This window comes from Nonomuraea sp. CA-218870 (assembly GCF_050936535.1).
In the GTDB taxonomy this organism is placed as follows: domain Bacteria; phylum Actinomycetota; class Actinomycetes; order Streptosporangiales; family Streptosporangiaceae; genus Nonomuraea; species Nonomuraea corallina.
In genome coordinates this window covers 121326-135136 of the sequence record NZ_JBNJMN010000002.1, presented here as the reverse complement: position 1 = coordinate 135136, position 13811 = coordinate 121326, and the positions used below count along the sequence as shown (strand labels likewise).

Below are 13811 nucleotides of genomic sequence, written 5' to 3'. Positions count from 1 at the left end.
TCTTTCATAAGTACACTTATCATAAGTGCACTTATGAGGGAGCCTTGATGACCTTGCTTCCCCGCCCTCCGGAAATGTTCGACCGAAGGCGCGAGTGGGCCGCTCTTACCTCCTTCGCGACCGACCAATCGCCTGGCGCCTCTCTCGGCGTGGTGTCAGGACGACGACGCCAGGGAAAGACCTTCCTGCTCCGCGCCCTGTGCCAGGCCGCCGGCGGCTTCTACCACGCGGCCGAAGAGGCCACCGACGGTGAGTCGCTCCACCGCATCGGGGCGTCGCTCTCCCAGCATCTCGGGACGCCGGCGTCCTTGGCCTTCCGGGAGTGGGGCGAGGTCGTCGACGCGCTCCTCGCGCTGGGACGGCACCAGGCCGTTCCCGTCGTCATCGACGAGTTTCCCTACCTCGCCAGAGCCAATCCCCGGCTGCCCTCCATCATCCAGAACGCCCTCGCCCCGCTCCGGGCCGAGAGAGACGAGAGCCGTACACGACTGCTGCTGTGCGGCTCCGCCATGTCATTCATGGGACGGCTGCTCAGCGGCAGCGCTCCGCTGCGCGGGCGAGCCGCGCTGGAGTTGGTCGTCCCGCCCCTCGACCATCGGCTCGCGGCCGAGTTCTGGGGAGCGACCGATGCGATCACCGCCGTCAAGGTGAACGCCATAGTCGGCGGCACCCCCGCCTACCGACGTGAGTTCGCCCGCGACGACGCGCCGGACGGACCGGACGACTTCGACGCCTGGGTGGTGCGTACCGTTCTGTCACCCACCAGCCCCCTCTTCCGCGAGGCCCGCTACCTCCTGGCCGACGAACCCGACCTGCGCGACACCGCGCTCTACCACTCCGTACTGGCCGCGATCGCGTCGGGGAACACCGGCCGCGGCGGCATCGCGTCGTTCATGGGCCGTAAGTCGGGCGACCTCGCGCACCCCCTGACCGTCCTGGAGGACTGCGGCCTGATCAGCCGCGAACCCGACGTCTTCAAGGACAACCGCTCCAGCTACCGCATCACCGAGCCCTTGATCACCTTCTACCACGCGGTGATGCGCCCCATCTGGTCCGACCTGGAACACACGCGCGACGCCTCCCGGCTGTGGCAGCGCTCGCAGAAGCGCTTCACCGCGAATGTGCTGGGCCCGCACTTCGAGCACCTGTGCCGCCTCTGGACCCGCCACTACGCTCCGGAAAGCCTGCTGGGCGACTTTCCGCACCGGGTCGGATCCGGCACCGTCAACGACCCCGCCGCCCGCACCGGTCACGAGCTCGACGTGGTCGTCCACGGCCTCGACGACGACCACCGGCAACCGCTGCTCGGCATCGGCGAGGTGAAATGGGGCGACATCATGGGCCTCGGCCACCTTGACCGCCTCACCCGCATCCGCGCCCTGCTCACCGCCCAGAACCGGCACGGCGCGGCCACGGCCCGCCTCCTGCTCTACAGCGCCGCGGGCTTCACGGCCGACCTTCGCGCCCGCGCGGCCGCCGACCCGAACATCGTCCTGGTGGGAGCCGAGGCCCTGTACGCACCGCCCGCCGAAGGCTGAGGCGCACGGGGCGACGATACTTGACGTCAACCGAACTTCAGGTTGCACCGTACGAGCATGAACAGCTTCGAGATCGGCGTCATCCTGCCCGGGGTCGGCGTGCAGCGCCGGGACGGCATCGACCTGCGGGAGGCGGCGCGGCACGTGGAGGACGCGGGCCTGGACGGGGTGTGGCACGGCGACCATCTCGCCGCCGGAGGTCCCACCCTGGACGCCCCGATCGCCCTGGCCACCGCCGCCGCGGCCACGGCCCGGGTCAGGATCGGCGCGAGCGTCCTCGTCCCGGCGATCCGCCCGGTCGTGTGGGCCGCCAAGCAGGTCGCGACCCTTCAGTACGTGTCCGGCGGGCGGCTGGTGCTCGGGGTCGGCTCGGGAGGCGGTCCGGGTCAGTGGGCCGCCGCCGGGGTGCCGTACGCGGAGCGCGGGCCCCGTACCGACACGGCGCTGGAGCTCCTCCCCCGCCTGGTAGCGGGCGAGCGGACCGAGCTGATGGACGCGCCGCCGGTGCCGATGCCGCCGGTCTGGGTGGGGAACGCGTCCATGGCGGCGATCCGGCGGGCCGCCCGGCTGGGGGACGGCTGGTTCCCGTCCCTGATCTCCCCGCGCGAGCTGGCCGAAGGCCGCGCGCGGCTCGCCGAGCTGGCCGCCGAGCACGGCAGGCCCGCCCCGGTCATCGCCATCGGGGCCACCGGCGCTCTGGGCACCGGAGTCCCTTCCCGCGAGGAGATCGCGTCAGGCATCAGCGGCGCCTACGGGCGTCCTGTGGGGGAGGTGATCGACATCCCGCTGACCGGCCGTCCGGAGGAGGCCGCCGAGAAGCTGGCCGCCTACCGCGAGGCGGGGGCGCGGCACGCGGTGGTCGGGATAGCGGGCGGGGATTGGCGGGCGCAGGTCGAGCTGCTGGCAGAGGTCCGCGAAATCTTGCACGACACGCATTGATGCGCGTTGTGTATGTTTGACCTGTCCCCTCTAGACAGGATGCGTACATGAGCGCCGACACCGCACAGACCGCGACGCCCGAAGAGTCGCCGAGTTCCAGCCCCACGGCGATGCGCCAGATCATCCCCGCGGAGATGCTGGAACGCGACCAGTGCCCGTTCGATCCCCCGCCCGGACTGCGGGCGCGGCGCGGCCAGGGGGCGGTGCAGCCACTGCCGCTGAACAACGGGGCGCAGGCGTGGCTGGTGACCGGCTTCGAGGAGGCGCGCACCGTACTGTCCGATCCGCGGTTCAGCGCCGACAAGATGCGCCACCGCGACGCCACGTCGATGCAGCCGCACGAGGTGGCCGAGCCCGTGAAGCCGGAGCCGCCCGCGGCCCGCGAGGACGGGTTCTTCGTCTTCATGGACCCGCCCGAGCACACCCGCCTGCGGCGGCTGCTGACGGGTCAGTTCACCGTGCGGCGGATGAAGGCGCTGGAGTCGCGGGTCACCGAGATCGCCGTGGAGCACATCGAGGCGATGAAGGCGGCCGGCGACGAGGCCGACCTGGTGCCGGCCTTCGCGCTACCGCTGCCGTCGCTGGTCATCTGCGAGCTGCTCGGCGTCGACTACGCCGACCGGGCCGAGTTCCAGGAGCACACCTCCGTCGCGCTCGACAGCAGCGCCGATCCCGAGCGGCGGGCGCTGTCCGGGGCCGAGCTGTACGGGTTCATGCAGCGCCTGGTCGCCCACAAGCGCACCCATCCGGCCGACGACCTGCTGTCCGGGCTCGTCCACGACGCCGACCCGCCGCTCACCGACGCCCAGCTCGTCGACGTCGCGCTCGTCCTGCTCGGCGCGGGCCACGAGACGACCGCCAACCAGCTGAGCCTGAGCACGTTCGCGCTGCTGGAGAACCCCGACCAGCTCGCCGCGCTGCGCGCCGACCCCTCCCTGATCGACAACGCGGTCGAGGAGCTGCTCCGCCACCTGTCGATCATCCAGCTCGGCGTCAACCGGGTCACGACCGAGCCCGTCACGCTGGGCGGCGTCGACATCCCGGCCGGCGCCACGGTCGTGATCGCCACCCCGGAGGTCAACCGCGACGCCCAGCACTGGCCCGACCCCGACCGGCTCGACGTGCGCCGCCCCCGCACCCCGCACCTGGCCTTCGGCCACGGCGTCCACCAGTGCCTCGGCCAGCAGCTCGCCCGCGTCGAGATGCAGATCGGCCTGCGCGAGCTGATCACCCGCCTGCCGGGCCTGCGCCTGGCCGTGCCGGCCGAGAAGATCCCGGTACGGAACGAGATGCTGATCTTCGGCGTCCACTCGCTGCCGGTGACCTGGTCATGACGACGCTGCTGGGACGGCGTGAGCGCAAGAAGCAGGCCACCCGCGCCGCTCTGAAGGAGGCCGCGCTGCGGCTGGCGATCCGCGACGGGGTCGAGAACGTCACCGTGGAGCAGATCGCCGACGAGGCCGACATCGCGCTACGCACCTTCTTCAACTACTTCTCCAGCAAGGAGGAGGCGGTGGTGGCCACCGTCTCGTCCGCCGCGGAGGCGCTCATCGCCGAGTTCCGGGCGCGGCCCCGTACGGAATCCGTTCTGCGGGCCTTCCGTGAGGCGGTGCTGGTCATCCTGAACGAGAGCGACGCCGCCAACCGCGACTACCTGGCGGTGGTCAGGCTGATCCACCGGACGCCGTCGCTCGTACCGCAGCAGCTCGCCGTGCTCGCCGCCCAGGAGAAGGCGCTGGCTTCAGCGATCGCCGAACGGGTCGATGTCCCTGAGGACTCCGCTTATCCGGCGGTGTGCGCGGCGGCGGTGCTGGCGGCGCTGCGGATCGTGGTGAACCAGTGGCTGGAGCCGGGGCGGGAGCCGTCCGCCGAGGTGCTGGGGCGTCAGGTCGACCTGGTCATCGCCGAACTCGCCGCGGGGCTGGACCGGCCGTAGAAGGCTTTCCGGCTGTGGACCAGCGCCTCCCGTACGGCTGGATTGTGGGTGTTCTTCCAGACCAGGGCGAGCATGGCGGGGTGTTCGGCGTCGTCGATGACGCGGGCGGTGAGACGGTCGCGGTGGTGGGCGGCCATCGACTCGCTGAGGATGCCGACGCCGAGCCCGCGGGCGGCCAGGTCGGCGATGGCGTCCCCGGCGCCGGCCTGGAAGGCGATGACCGGGTGGCGGTTCCGCGCTGCGCAGGCCCGGTCGAACACCTGGCGCAGGCCGGTGCCGGGGGGCATGCACACGATCGGGTGCTCGGCCAGCGCCTCCAGGGTCACCCGCTCCTGGTCCGCGAGGGGGTGGCCGGGCGGGACGGCCGCAACCAGGCGTTCGCTGACGATGGTCATGGTGTCCAGGCCGTCGTGCTCGGAGGTGGCGGTGCCGACGAGGGCCAGGTCGAGCGTGCCGGCTCGTACGTTCTGCGTTAGCTGGTCGGAGTTGTCCTCCAGCAGGGAGATCTCCACGTTCGGGTGGGCCTGGTGGAAGGCCGCGAGGGCGTCGAAGAGCGGGGTGACGGTGCAGCCGACGACCATGCCGACCGTGAGGCTCCCCCGGATCAGGCCGGTCACCTCGCCCGCCGCCCGCTTGACGGCCGCGGCGGCGGCGAGCGTGGCGCGGGCGTGTTCGAGCGCGGCCTTGCCTGCGACGGTGAGGGTGACCGTGCGGGACTGGCGGTCGAACAGGTCGGCGCCGAGCTCGCGTTCGAGCTGCCGGATCTGGGCGCTGACGCCGGACTGGCTGATGTGAACCCGCTCGGCGGCGCGGGTGAAGTTCCGCTCCTCGGCGACGGCGACGAAGTACTCCAGCTGCCGCAGTTCCATAACTGGCGATTCTAGTTCGGATGAGAACAAGCTGTTGGACTTCTGGTGGAAGGGGTGGGGACGCTGGAGGCATGACCGAACACGAGAAGGCCATGCGGCCTGAAGACATCACGCGGCTGTTCGTCGAGCGGTCCAACGCCGGGGACGCGGCCGGGGTTGCCGAGTTGTACGAGGAGGACGCGGTGCTGGCTTACCCGCCGGGAAGCCAGACGGTGGGGCGGGAGGCGATTCGCGCCCTGTGGGAGAAGGTGCTGGCCGCGCGGCCGCACTTCTCGCCCGAGGAGCCGCTGCCTACGTTGGTGTGCGGGGACATCGCTCTCACGTCGACTCCGCCCAAGGACGGTTCCGGGGCCCGGGCGCAGGTGGTCCGGCGTCAGGCGGACGGGAGCTGGCTGCGGGTGCTCGACCAGCCCGAATTCGTCCCGCCCGGACGCTGAACCCCGTCGCGCTGGGCACGATGAGTTCGCCGGCATCCGCAGGTCTACCTCCCGGCTGAGACCACCAACGGATCGGGAGCAAGGCATGGGCCTCATCCATATCGAGCTGTTCGCCACCCTCGACCTCGTCGGGCAGGCGCCCGGCGGCCCCGACGAGGACCCGGTGGGGTTCCCGTTCGGCGGCTGGCAGGCGCCCCTGATGGACGAGGCCTCAGGCGCGCAGGTCCTCGCCGCGTACGAGGGCACGGACGCCCTCCTGCTCGGCCGTCGGACCTATGACATCTTCGCCGCCTACTGGCCGCACCAGGAGGGCCAGATCGCCACGCTGTTCAACAGCGTCCCGAAGTACGTGGCCTCCCGCGGCACGCCCGGCCTCTCGTGGGCCGGGTCCACGCAGCTCGGCCGGGACCTGGCCGGCGCGGTGCGCGAGATCCGTGACCGGCACGAGCACGTGAAGGTCGTCGGGAGCCTGAACCTGGTGCAGACCCTCCTGCGCGAGAAGCTCTTCGACCGTCTCGACCTCTGGGTGCATCCCATCATGCTCGGCGTCGGCAAGAAGGTGTTCGACGGTGGCGCGGTGCCCACGAACGTCACACTCCTCGAACCGCCGGCAGCCGGCCCGAAGGGGACCGTGTACCTGCGCTACGGGCTGGCCGATGGCGTGCCCGGGACAGGGGACATGAGCGCCCCCGATCGCAGCTGAGACCGCCTCGCGCTCAGGACGGGCGGGGGGCGCGGCGGTCCTGGCGCTGGGCGAGCTCTTCGTCGTCCACCAGGGTGAGCATCGGCTTGCCGGGCTCGCACAGCATGGTGACGGTGAAGCGGAGCGGGAGGTCGTCGCGGTGGTTGCCGTCCTGGTAGTGGATGACGTCGCCGCCCGGCTCCCAGAACACCTCGCCGGCCCGTACCACCCGCTCGGGCTCGCCTTCCAGCTCGAACAGCATCTCGCCTTCCAGCACGTAACCGAACGCCGGGCCGGTGTGCCGGTGCGGCGGGGTGCCGGGGTCACCCGGCGGGAACTCGATGACCACGGTCATCACGTGCGCACCCTCCGGGATGAAGGGCGGCTCGACCTCCTGCAGTGTGGTGAGCGCCGTCTGCCAGGCGGCCTTGGCCTCGGACATGGGCCCTAACTCCAGTCTCGGTAGCGGATCTCGCCGAGGACGGCGCCGTCGTCCGGCACCAGCGACCGCTCGCGCAGCTCGGCCCCGAAGTAGTGAGCGTGCGGGTCGGTGACCACCTCACGCGGATCACCCCTGGAGGCGAGCGTCTCCCGGAAGAACTCGTCCATCCGGACCTGCTCGGGCCCCGCCACATCGACCCTGCCGTTCGTCGGCTCCCCCACCGCGACCCGGCCGACCGCCCGCGCTACGTCGTCGCCCGCGATGGGCTGGAAGAGCACCGGTGCCATCCGCACTTTGTCGTCGTCCGTCGCCTCGTCGGCGATGCTCGGTACGAACTCGAAGAACTGGGTGGCGCGTACGAGCGAGAACGGGATCGACGCCTCTTCGATCAGCTTCTCCTGGGCGGCCTTCGCCTGGAAGTACGGGCGCGCCGGCGGGCGGTCCGCGCCCACGATCGACAGGACGACGTGGTGGCCGACGCCGGCCTCCGCCTCGGCGGCGAGCAGGTTGCGGGTGGAGGTCTCGAAGAACTCCCGTACGGCGGACTCCTCGAAGGAGGAGGACTTAGACACGTCGACCACCACGGACGCGCCCTCCAGCGCCTCGGCCAGGCCTTCGCCGGTGACGGCGTTCACGCCTGTGCTCGGGGATGCCGCCACCGCCTCGTGGCCGCGTTCTTCAAGCTTGGCCACGAGCTTCGAGCCGATCAGACCGGTTCCGCCTACTACGACGATCTTCATTCCTGACCTTTCCCTGTGCCCTTGGCCTCGCGGCTGCCGGTTAGGACAGGACGGCTTCCTGGCCTGAGTTGCTTCTGGACCTCGTCTTTGAGCGTCCCTCGTGCTGTCTCTGCTGCCACGTACAGGGCGGCAAACTTTCAGCAACCGTCGCCGGGGTTCCTGGTTGTGGGGGTTCGTCGGCCTGCGTCACCGAGCGCGGCCGGTCACGATCCGCAGCCACAGCTCCTCGGCCGCACGGGCGGACGTCCAGGCGCTTTCCATCATGTCCCCGAGGCCCTTGGCGGGGAGGCGCCGGATGAACCACAGGCCGGCGGCTGTGCAGAGCTCGAACGCCGGGTAGGTGCAGGCACAGGTGTGGCCGCGGACTCGCAGCCGGTCCGCCCGGGGAAGGCTCTTCGCCCAGTCCACCCGTATGGCGTCGGCGCGGGGTCGGCGGGGCGCCTCCCGCACGTCGACTCCCACGGTGAAGCGGCCACGGCGTAGGCCCCGGAAAGACCCGCGCTGACTCGTCCCACCACAACGGGTGATCACTTCGCCTGCGACGCGCTTCGGAGTGTTACGGACGTCTCGACCACCTTCGATTCCTCCGCAGCGGAAAGGGGCATCGGAAGGATTTCGCAATCTCCCTGAGGCTCCGGTGTCCAGTCATAAACCTCGTGATAGGCAATGTCGATCTGAAGGACCTCGTTCGGGTCCAGCGGAGCGTGCCGTACAGGTTCGAGAATATCTGTAAGGACCGCGTGCCGACCTGGCGGTGACAGGATCCCGATCATCGGTATACCGTTGAGCGACCTCGCATAGCTGTGCCATTGCTGCGCGACTTCCGTCCGCCCTTCAAGGGCATAACCAGTGCCCACACGGTGGCAGATGTCCGAGGGAATGCGTCCATATAGCTTATCTGCGGGATTCAACATGAGCTGCAACGCCAGCCGCGGATCCAAAGACGCGGCCTTCTTCAGAAATACCGCTCCATCTGCCAGCAGCCCCCGAAGAGTCAGCAGAATGCCCAACTCGAAATTTGCGAGAGGCTGCCCCCGCTCCACCCAATCAAGCAGTTCCGTTCCTCGGCACCCGAACCAGCGCCTGAAGCGGATCTCATCGAGCGTGGAGCAGAGCCTTCCATCAGAGGCATGCCTCGGCACGTGACCGATGGGTTGGCCATGAGTGCTTGAGCCAACGAAGCCATCGACCGACTGCGGACCCTCCTCGTCGAGGACAGTCGGATACTCGTCGGTGTTGCCCAAATGAAGATCGTTTAGATGCTTCCATCGGGTGTGCCATGACTCAATACTGCCGATCTCAACGTCAGGGTTCACACCCGTCCCCGCCAGGGCGTGCCTGCATACATGGATGAGGCCAGCGACCGTCTTCCAACGAGGAAACTTGACACCTTGACCATTCAACAGTCGGGTGAGGGAAGCGACGCTCATCTCTCCAGGAGGCGGCCAGTCGTGGACCATGTCCCTGTATGACGGCTTACCAGCCTTCTGGTGGATTTTGCGGAGTTCTGTGCTCAGCCGACTGAGAGCAGCGCTGGGAGAAGGAGCATCCACCTGGCGATTCACCACCCGTAGTCCGTCGCCATCGACGAAGCACCAATTGTCTCGTACATCGCGAGTGTTCGAGCACATTCCATGCCCCACCTGCATCAGGAGCTGACAGCGTCTCACTCATTTCGCTCAGCACCGTTTCATGTCGTTCCAGGTCGATCCGTCGAGATCCACCTTGCCCCAAAAGGATCATCTCCGGGGCCTCCATGCGGCGACGCTGGTAGTAAATCCGCAGGAAGTACACCTACGGGCCATTTCGGGTGGCCCTTTTGGATCTTGGAGAGGTAGATATGTCGACCATGGTGATCATCAAAACGATCATCGCCATCGCCGTAGCTGTTGTGACGGGGGCAGCCGCGGTTGTCATCGCGCGGCGTTCAGGCAAGAACACACCGGCGGCCCTGCTCGTGGGACTCACCGTTGGAACCGCTGCGCTTGGCGGAGTAAGCCCAATCCTCTTCGGCTAGGGCCTGTTTGGAGTTCGGATCTTCACGCGGGGCGCAGGCTCCGAATCCACAAGATGGCCCCGCTAGATAAAGGCCGGCAAGGTAACTTTCGGGTGTTTTGCCGAACCGGAAGGCCACCCCGCGCCACTCCTTGATCCGATTGATGCACCGCTCCGCCGTGTTGCGCTGCATGTACAGACCCCCGATCATGGCTGACCGGACGCCCACCGCCAGAGCCCCGCTTCTTGCGGTGGGCCGCCTGATCGGCCTTCTCCGGGATGACGGCCTTGATACCGCGCCGACGCAGGTAGGCGCGGTTACCGCGGGACGAGTACAGTTTGTCTGCCGCCACCGCGCCCGGCCGGGTGCGCGGGCGCCCCACCGGCAGCCGGATCTTGATGCGCTCCAGCACCGGGCGAAACTGTGGACTGTGTCCGGCCTGCCCCGGAGTGAGTACGAAGGACAGCTGACGGCACCGCCGCTCGGCCGACAGATGCACCTTGCTGGTCAGGCCATCCCGTGAGCGGCACGATCGGCGGCCATCCTCCCCGGCTGGTTCCCGAGGTTGCCCTGCAGGTATTCGATGAAGCCGCCGCGCTCGGCCTTGGTGAACAGCGGCACGCCCTCGACGGCGGCTCCCATGGCGAGGTCCTTGACGCTGGAGTGCGTGGCGTTGTGGAGATAGACGGCCGCCTTGACGGCCTCCAGACGCCCGTCGACGGCTCCGATGTGGTTGGCGATCTGGTTGCGGTAGCCCCCAGCCTGCTGGCAGGGATGGCTCTGCGGGCGCAATCCGGGCACCTCGAACAGCAAGGACCGCCCCCAACTGGCGGTCGAGATCTTGCGTGATCTCAAGGGGGTCGACCTGTCGGCCACTCCGCTGGTCCGGCTGGAGGAGCGCACGTTCAACACCCGTCCTTCGGACGACATCGAGGCTGACGTGGTCGTCGTCCTGGGACCACCCCATGACCCCGCACACGCGCCATCATCGTGGAGATCCAGCAGGACAAGTCGAAGAGACCCCGTCAGCTCGCCCGCTATGCCGCCGCGCTGTGGCTGCTCCTGGGCTGTGACGTGACCGTTCTGGTCATCTGCCCCGACCAAGGCGTCGCCGACCACTATGCGAAGCCCATCGACTCCGGGCTGACCGGCTACCGCCTGCACGCCCAGGTGCTGGGTCCGGACGACATCCCGGTGATCACCGACCCTCACGAGGCCTCAGCCCACCCCGCGCTCTCGGCCATGGCGGTCATGGCTCACGGCCGTATCCGCAAGGTGATCGAGGCCTTCGCGATGGCGCTGGCCGAACTGCGCGATGAACACGCTCCGAAGTACTATGAATACGCTTACAGCATGGCCGCGCCCGACATCCGGCGTCTCCTGGAGGAGATCATGAAATCCACCGCCTGGCCGGTCTACAGCCCTTTCGCTCGCGAACACTACGGCCGTGGCCTCGAAGAGGGGCAAGCCCGAGGCAAGGCGGAAGAGGCCTCCCGTCTGGTGCTGCTCCTGCTGGAAACACGCGGTTTCGCACTGCCGGACGACATCCGGGCCCGCATCAATGCCTGCACCGACCTGGGCCGGCTCGAAACCTGGGCCACCCGCGCCATCTCCGCCCAGACCGTTGACGACCTGTTCGATGAGCTGTGAAGCCACCGCGGCTGATGGCCGCGACCTGAAGGTTCTCGACGGGGACTCCCGCCTACCGACGGGCCGTCCGGCTCACCAAGATGCGGCAAGGCATCGTACGGAAGAAGGTCTCGCCGAAGGATCAGCAGCTTGGTCAACCACGGGCGGGCGTGCGGAAGACCTGGCGGACGTGCCAGCCGATGTGGTCCGGCTTGACCGCGTCCAGGCCCGGCTGGGGTTCCCGGGCCGGGCGGCCGGCCAGGGAGAGGACCATGTCGCGGGACGCCTGCGACCGGCCCACGTACCTGGCCGAGACGGTGATGGTTCGGTCCTGCGTCAGCCCGAGGACGCCCTTGTCGAACAGCTTGTGGTGGATCGCGCACAGGCACAGCCCGTTGGCCAGGTCGTCCGGGCCGTCGAAGGCCCACCAGCGGACGTGCGCCGCGTCGAGGCCCACCGCCGTGCCGTCCAGCCAGCCGTCGTACGCGCAGAACGCGCAGCAGTACTCGTACGCCATCAGCACCTGATCGCGGAACCCGGGGCCGCGGCGCACGGGCGGCGGCTTCCTGAGCTCGCCGGTGGTCTCCGCCGTCTCCAGGTCCAGGCCGGCCAGCATGCAGAGGTCGGTGTGCAGGGACGGAGCGAAGTTGGCGTCGAGGAGGTAGCGGGCGATCCGTGCCAGCAGTCCGGGTTCCTCCGACAGGGCGCGGGCCAGGTCGGGGTGGAGGCGGCCGCTGGCCTGGCTGTCGCGCAACCTGCCCAGCTCGGGGCCGGGGCTGCCCGGGCCGTGCAGGGTCTCGACCAGCCAGAGACCGTCGCTGGTCAGGTGGTGGAACGGGTAGCCGGGGCTGGTGTCGCGGGGCGGGCCGTACTCCTTGAGGAGGGTCTTGAGCTCGGCCTCCGCGGCGCTGAACGGGATCGGCCGGTTGCCGTGGCGCTGGAACCGGCCCAGCGCGTACAAGAGGAGGAGCGGCTTGTGCGGCGCGCGTTCGCCGCCCCGCGTCCAGCGCCGGATCTCGGCGACCCGCTCGATCCAGTCCACGATCGTCAGTGTAGGGCGATCTTCCGGTCATCAGTGGGCTTGCTCGCCGGTCCGGTTCGCTGATCACAGTCGGCCTCAAGCGGATCGCAAGGCGCACGGCCTATCTCTAGGAGTGATGACGTCACGTGCCACCCCGGAGTTCCTCATGCGCCTGCTCGCCTTCCTCGCCGCCCTGGTCCTCCCCCTCACCCTGGCCTCCCCGGCCGCCGCCGACCGCACGTCCTGGAAGTGGGGAACCGTGTACTCCGCTGATGCCAAGGCCGGCGCCTGGGGCAGGGTGACGGTCGGCCAGTCCGGGTTCGTCGTCTCCGGCAACGTGCGGGACGTCCCCGGCAAGGCCTGTTCCTGGGTGATCATCCGCGCCCAGAGTGCGAAGAACGGCCGCTGGAAGACCCACGGCTTCTACTACTGCGAGCCCGGCGTCGGCACCTTCCGCAAGAGCTACGGGTACGTGCTGCAGATCAAGGTCCAGGTCTGCCGGGGCACCGCCCACAAGCCCACCGGCAAGTGCTCGAAGCAGCGGACCATCTTCACCCAGGGCAGCTGAGGCACAGGTAACGGGGCAGCCCCACGCACCTGATCACGTGGCTCGCAGCCTTTGTGTCACTCAAAGTAATTGACATGTCACAATGAGCGTCATGCCGTCCCCCCCGACATGACGCACTCATACAGCTCTTCAAAGACCGTCCCGAACTGGCAGTAGAGATCTTGCGCGACCTCATGGGAGTGGAGATGCCCACCACTCCACTGATCCGGGTGGAGGACAGCACGTTCAACACCCGCCCCTCGGGAGATCTCGAAGCTGACGTGGTCGTCGTTCTGGGACCACCCAACGAGCCCGCGCACGCCATCGTCGTGGAGATCCAGCACGACAAGTCCAAGGACCCGAAACAGCTCGCCCGCTATGCCGCCGCCCTGTGGCTGCTACTGCGCTGCGACGTCACCGTCCTGGTCGTCTGCCCCGACCGAGGGGTCGCCGCCCACTACGCTGCACCTGTCGATTCCGGGCTGATCGGCTACCGCCTGCACCCCCACGTGCTTGGACCGGACGACATCCCGGTCATCACCGACCCCCACGAAGCATCGGCTCAGCCCGCCCTGTCGGCCCTGGCGGTCATGGCCCACGGCCGTATCCGCAAGGTGATCGAGGCGTTCGCCATGGCGCTGGCAGAACTGCACGACGAACACGCTCCGAAGTACTATGAATACGCTTACAGCATGGCCGCGCCCGACATCCGGCGCCTCCTGGAGGAGATCATGAAATCCACCGCCTGGCCGGTCTACAGTCCCTTCGCGCGCGAACACTACGGCCGCGGCCTCGAAGACGGCCAAACCCAAGGAAAAGCGGAGGGCAGGGCTGAGGAAGCCGCTCGAGTGGTGCTGCTCCTGTTGGAAACCCGCGGCTTCGCCCTCCCGGACGACATCCGGGCCCGCATCACCGCCTGCACCGACCTGGACCGACTCGAAACCTGGGCCACCCGTGCGGTCACCGCCCAGACCCTCGACGACGTCCTCGCCGATTCAGAAGATCAGCGCCGCTGACACAGATGCCGTAAGACGG

The 13811-nt window shown here is 68.7% G+C and carries 17 protein-coding genes and 1 pseudogene; 10 read left to right on the top strand and 8 right to left on the bottom strand.

Annotation, left to right across the window (positions count from 1 at the left end; translation table 11 throughout):
* Positions 1-152: 152 nt before the first annotated feature.
* From ACQEUU_RS29325 to ACQEUU_RS29310, 4 genes are read left to right on the top strand one after another with little or no spacing between them, the layout of a single operon-like run.
* On the top strand, positions 153-1538 hold the full coding sequence (locus tag ACQEUU_RS29325) for an AAA family ATPase (protein ID WP_433072302.1): 1386 nt from the start codon (positions 153-155) through the stop codon (positions 1536-1538).
* 57 nt (positions 1539-1595) lie between these two features.
* Entirely contained in the window at positions 1596-2477 is an 882-nt protein-coding gene (locus ACQEUU_RS29320; RefSeq protein WP_433072300.1) for an LLM class flavin-dependent oxidoreductase, read from the top strand.
* Between the two features lie 47 nt (positions 2478-2524).
* Positions 2525-3811: a cytochrome P450 gene (locus ACQEUU_RS29315; protein WP_433072298.1), complete on the top strand. Its 1287-nt coding sequence runs from the start codon at positions 2525-2527 to the stop codon at positions 3809-3811.
* Positions 3808-4413 (top strand): TetR/AcrR family transcriptional regulator, encoded by a 606-nt coding sequence (locus ACQEUU_RS29310; RefSeq protein ID WP_433072296.1) that lies wholly within the window; start codon positions 3808-3810, stop codon positions 4411-4413. The genes ACQEUU_RS29315 and ACQEUU_RS29310 overlap by 4 nt, the downstream gene beginning before the upstream one ends.
* Here the strand turns inward: ACQEUU_RS29310 and ACQEUU_RS29305 are convergent.
* Positions 4362-5282 (bottom strand): LysR family transcriptional regulator, encoded by a 921-nt coding sequence (locus ACQEUU_RS29305; protein WP_433072294.1) that lies wholly within the window; start codon positions 5280-5282, stop codon positions 4362-4364. The two genes, ACQEUU_RS29310 and ACQEUU_RS29305, sit on opposite strands and share 52 nt — an antisense overlap.
* 71 nt (positions 5283-5353) lie before the next feature.
* Here ACQEUU_RS29305 and ACQEUU_RS29300 point away from each other — a divergent pair, with 71 nt between their 5' ends.
* The gene (locus ACQEUU_RS29300; RefSeq protein ID WP_433072292.1) at positions 5354-5719 is read left to right on the top strand and encodes a YybH family protein; all 366 of its coding nucleotides are present in this window, start codon (positions 5354-5356) and stop codon (positions 5717-5719) included.
* 85 nt (positions 5720-5804) lie between these two features.
* A complete protein-coding gene (locus tag ACQEUU_RS29295) occupies positions 5805-6422 on the top strand; it encodes a dihydrofolate reductase family protein (protein ID WP_433072290.1) in 618 nt (205 codons plus the stop codon).
* Between the two features lie 13 nt (positions 6423-6435).
* On the opposite strand, the gene ACQEUU_RS29290 is transcribed toward ACQEUU_RS29295, so the two are convergent.
* From ACQEUU_RS29290 to ACQEUU_RS29275, 4 genes are all read right to left on the bottom strand, one after another.
* Positions 6436-6843 carry a cupin domain-containing protein gene (locus tag ACQEUU_RS29290; protein WP_433072288.1) on the bottom strand — a complete coding sequence of 136 codons (408 nt, stop codon included), beginning with the start codon at positions 6841-6843 and terminating at the stop codon, positions 6436-6438.
* A 5-nt stretch (positions 6844-6848) separates the two neighbouring features.
* A complete protein-coding gene (locus ACQEUU_RS29285) occupies positions 6849-7583 on the bottom strand; it encodes an SDR family oxidoreductase (protein WP_433072286.1) in 735 nt (244 codons plus the stop codon).
* 186 nt (positions 7584-7769) lie between these two features.
* Complete coding sequence (locus ACQEUU_RS29280; protein ID WP_433072284.1) at positions 7770-7991, bottom strand: hypothetical protein; 222 nt, start codon at positions 7989-7991, stop codon at positions 7770-7772.
* A 119-nt stretch (positions 7992-8110) separates the two neighbouring features.
* Positions 8111-9013, bottom strand: a complete 903-nt coding sequence (locus tag ACQEUU_RS29275) for a hypothetical protein (RefSeq protein ID WP_433072282.1) — start codon at positions 9011-9013, stop codon at positions 8111-8113.
* Positions 9014-9423: 410 nt separating this feature from the next.
* Between ACQEUU_RS29275 and ACQEUU_RS29270 the strand changes: the two genes are divergently transcribed.
* A complete protein-coding gene (locus tag ACQEUU_RS29270; protein ID WP_433074512.1) occupies positions 9424-9600 on the top strand; it encodes a hypothetical protein in 177 nt (58 codons plus the stop codon).
* Positions 9601-9663: 63 nt separating this feature from the next.
* Here the strand turns inward: ACQEUU_RS29270 and ACQEUU_RS29265 are convergent.
* Positions 9664-10105: pseudogene (locus tag ACQEUU_RS29265) on the bottom strand (transposase); the annotation flags it as partial.
* Complete coding sequence (locus ACQEUU_RS29260; protein ID WP_433074509.1) at positions 10087-10434, bottom strand: hypothetical protein; 348 nt, start codon at positions 10432-10434, stop codon at positions 10087-10089. The pseudogene ACQEUU_RS29265 and the gene ACQEUU_RS29260, both read right to left, overlap by 19 nt.
* A gap of 135 nt (positions 10435-10569) precedes the next feature.
* Between ACQEUU_RS29260 and ACQEUU_RS29255 the strand changes: the two genes are divergently transcribed.
* The gene (locus ACQEUU_RS29255) at positions 10570-11229 is read left to right on the top strand and encodes a hypothetical protein (RefSeq protein ID WP_433072280.1); all 660 of its coding nucleotides are present in this window, start codon (positions 10570-10572) and stop codon (positions 11227-11229) included.
* 133 nt (positions 11230-11362) lie between these two features.
* Here ACQEUU_RS29255 and ACQEUU_RS29250 read toward each other — a convergent pair whose 3' ends face one another.
* Positions 11363-12250 (bottom strand): phosphorothioated DNA-binding restriction endonuclease, encoded by an 888-nt coding sequence (locus tag ACQEUU_RS29250; RefSeq protein WP_433072278.1) that lies wholly within the window; start codon positions 12248-12250, stop codon positions 11363-11365.
* A gap of 115 nt (positions 12251-12365) precedes the next feature.
* Between ACQEUU_RS29250 and ACQEUU_RS29245 the strand changes: the two genes are divergently transcribed.
* The gene (locus ACQEUU_RS29245; RefSeq protein WP_433072276.1) at positions 12366-12797 is read left to right on the top strand and encodes a hypothetical protein; all 432 of its coding nucleotides are present in this window, start codon (positions 12366-12368) and stop codon (positions 12795-12797) included.
* Positions 12798-12982: 185 nt separating this feature from the next.
* Positions 12983-13792 (top strand): hypothetical protein, encoded by an 810-nt coding sequence (locus ACQEUU_RS29240; RefSeq protein WP_433072274.1) that lies wholly within the window; start codon positions 12983-12985, stop codon positions 13790-13792.
* The last annotated feature ends 19 nt before the right edge of the window (positions 13793-13811 follow it).

What these genes read in the sequence shown, in the direction of transcription:
- ACQEUU_RS29300 (WP_433072292.1), top strand. Translation starts at nt 5,354, where the DNA reads ATGACCGAACACGAGAAGGCCATGCGGCCTGAAGACATCACGCGGCTG.
- ACQEUU_RS29275 (WP_433072282.1), bottom strand. Translation starts at nt 9,013, where the DNA reads ATGAGCGTCGCTTCCCTCACCCGACTGTTGAATGGTCAAGGTGTCAAG.
- ACQEUU_RS29315 (WP_433072298.1), top strand. Translation starts at nt 2,525, where the DNA reads ATGAGCGCCGACACCGCACAGACCGCGACGCCCGAAGAGTCGCCGAGT.
- ACQEUU_RS29285 (WP_433072286.1), bottom strand. Translation starts at nt 7,583, where the DNA reads ATGAAGATCGTCGTAGTAGGCGGAACCGGTCTGATCGGCTCGAAGCTC.
- ACQEUU_RS29310 (WP_433072296.1), top strand. Translation starts at nt 3,808, where the DNA reads ATGACGACGCTGCTGGGACGGCGTGAGCGCAAGAAGCAGGCCACCCGC.
- ACQEUU_RS29240 (WP_433072274.1), top strand. Translation starts at nt 12,983, where the DNA reads ATGCCCACCACTCCACTGATCCGGGTGGAGGACAGCACGTTCAACACC.
- ACQEUU_RS29295 (WP_433072290.1), top strand. Translation starts at nt 5,805, where the DNA reads ATGGGCCTCATCCATATCGAGCTGTTCGCCACCCTCGACCTCGTCGGG.
- ACQEUU_RS29245 (WP_433072276.1), top strand. Translation starts at nt 12,366, where the DNA reads ATGACGTCACGTGCCACCCCGGAGTTCCTCATGCGCCTGCTCGCCTTC.
- ACQEUU_RS29270 (WP_433074512.1), top strand. Translation starts at nt 9,424, where the DNA reads ATGTCGACCATGGTGATCATCAAAACGATCATCGCCATCGCCGTAGCT.
- ACQEUU_RS29290 (WP_433072288.1), bottom strand. Translation starts at nt 6,843, where the DNA reads ATGTCCGAGGCCAAGGCCGCCTGGCAGACGGCGCTCACCACACTGCAG.
- ACQEUU_RS29320 (WP_433072300.1), top strand. Translation starts at nt 1,596, where the DNA reads ATGAACAGCTTCGAGATCGGCGTCATCCTGCCCGGGGTCGGCGTGCAG.
- ACQEUU_RS29305 (WP_433072294.1), bottom strand. Translation starts at nt 5,282, where the DNA reads ATGGAACTGCGGCAGCTGGAGTACTTCGTCGCCGTCGCCGAGGAGCGG.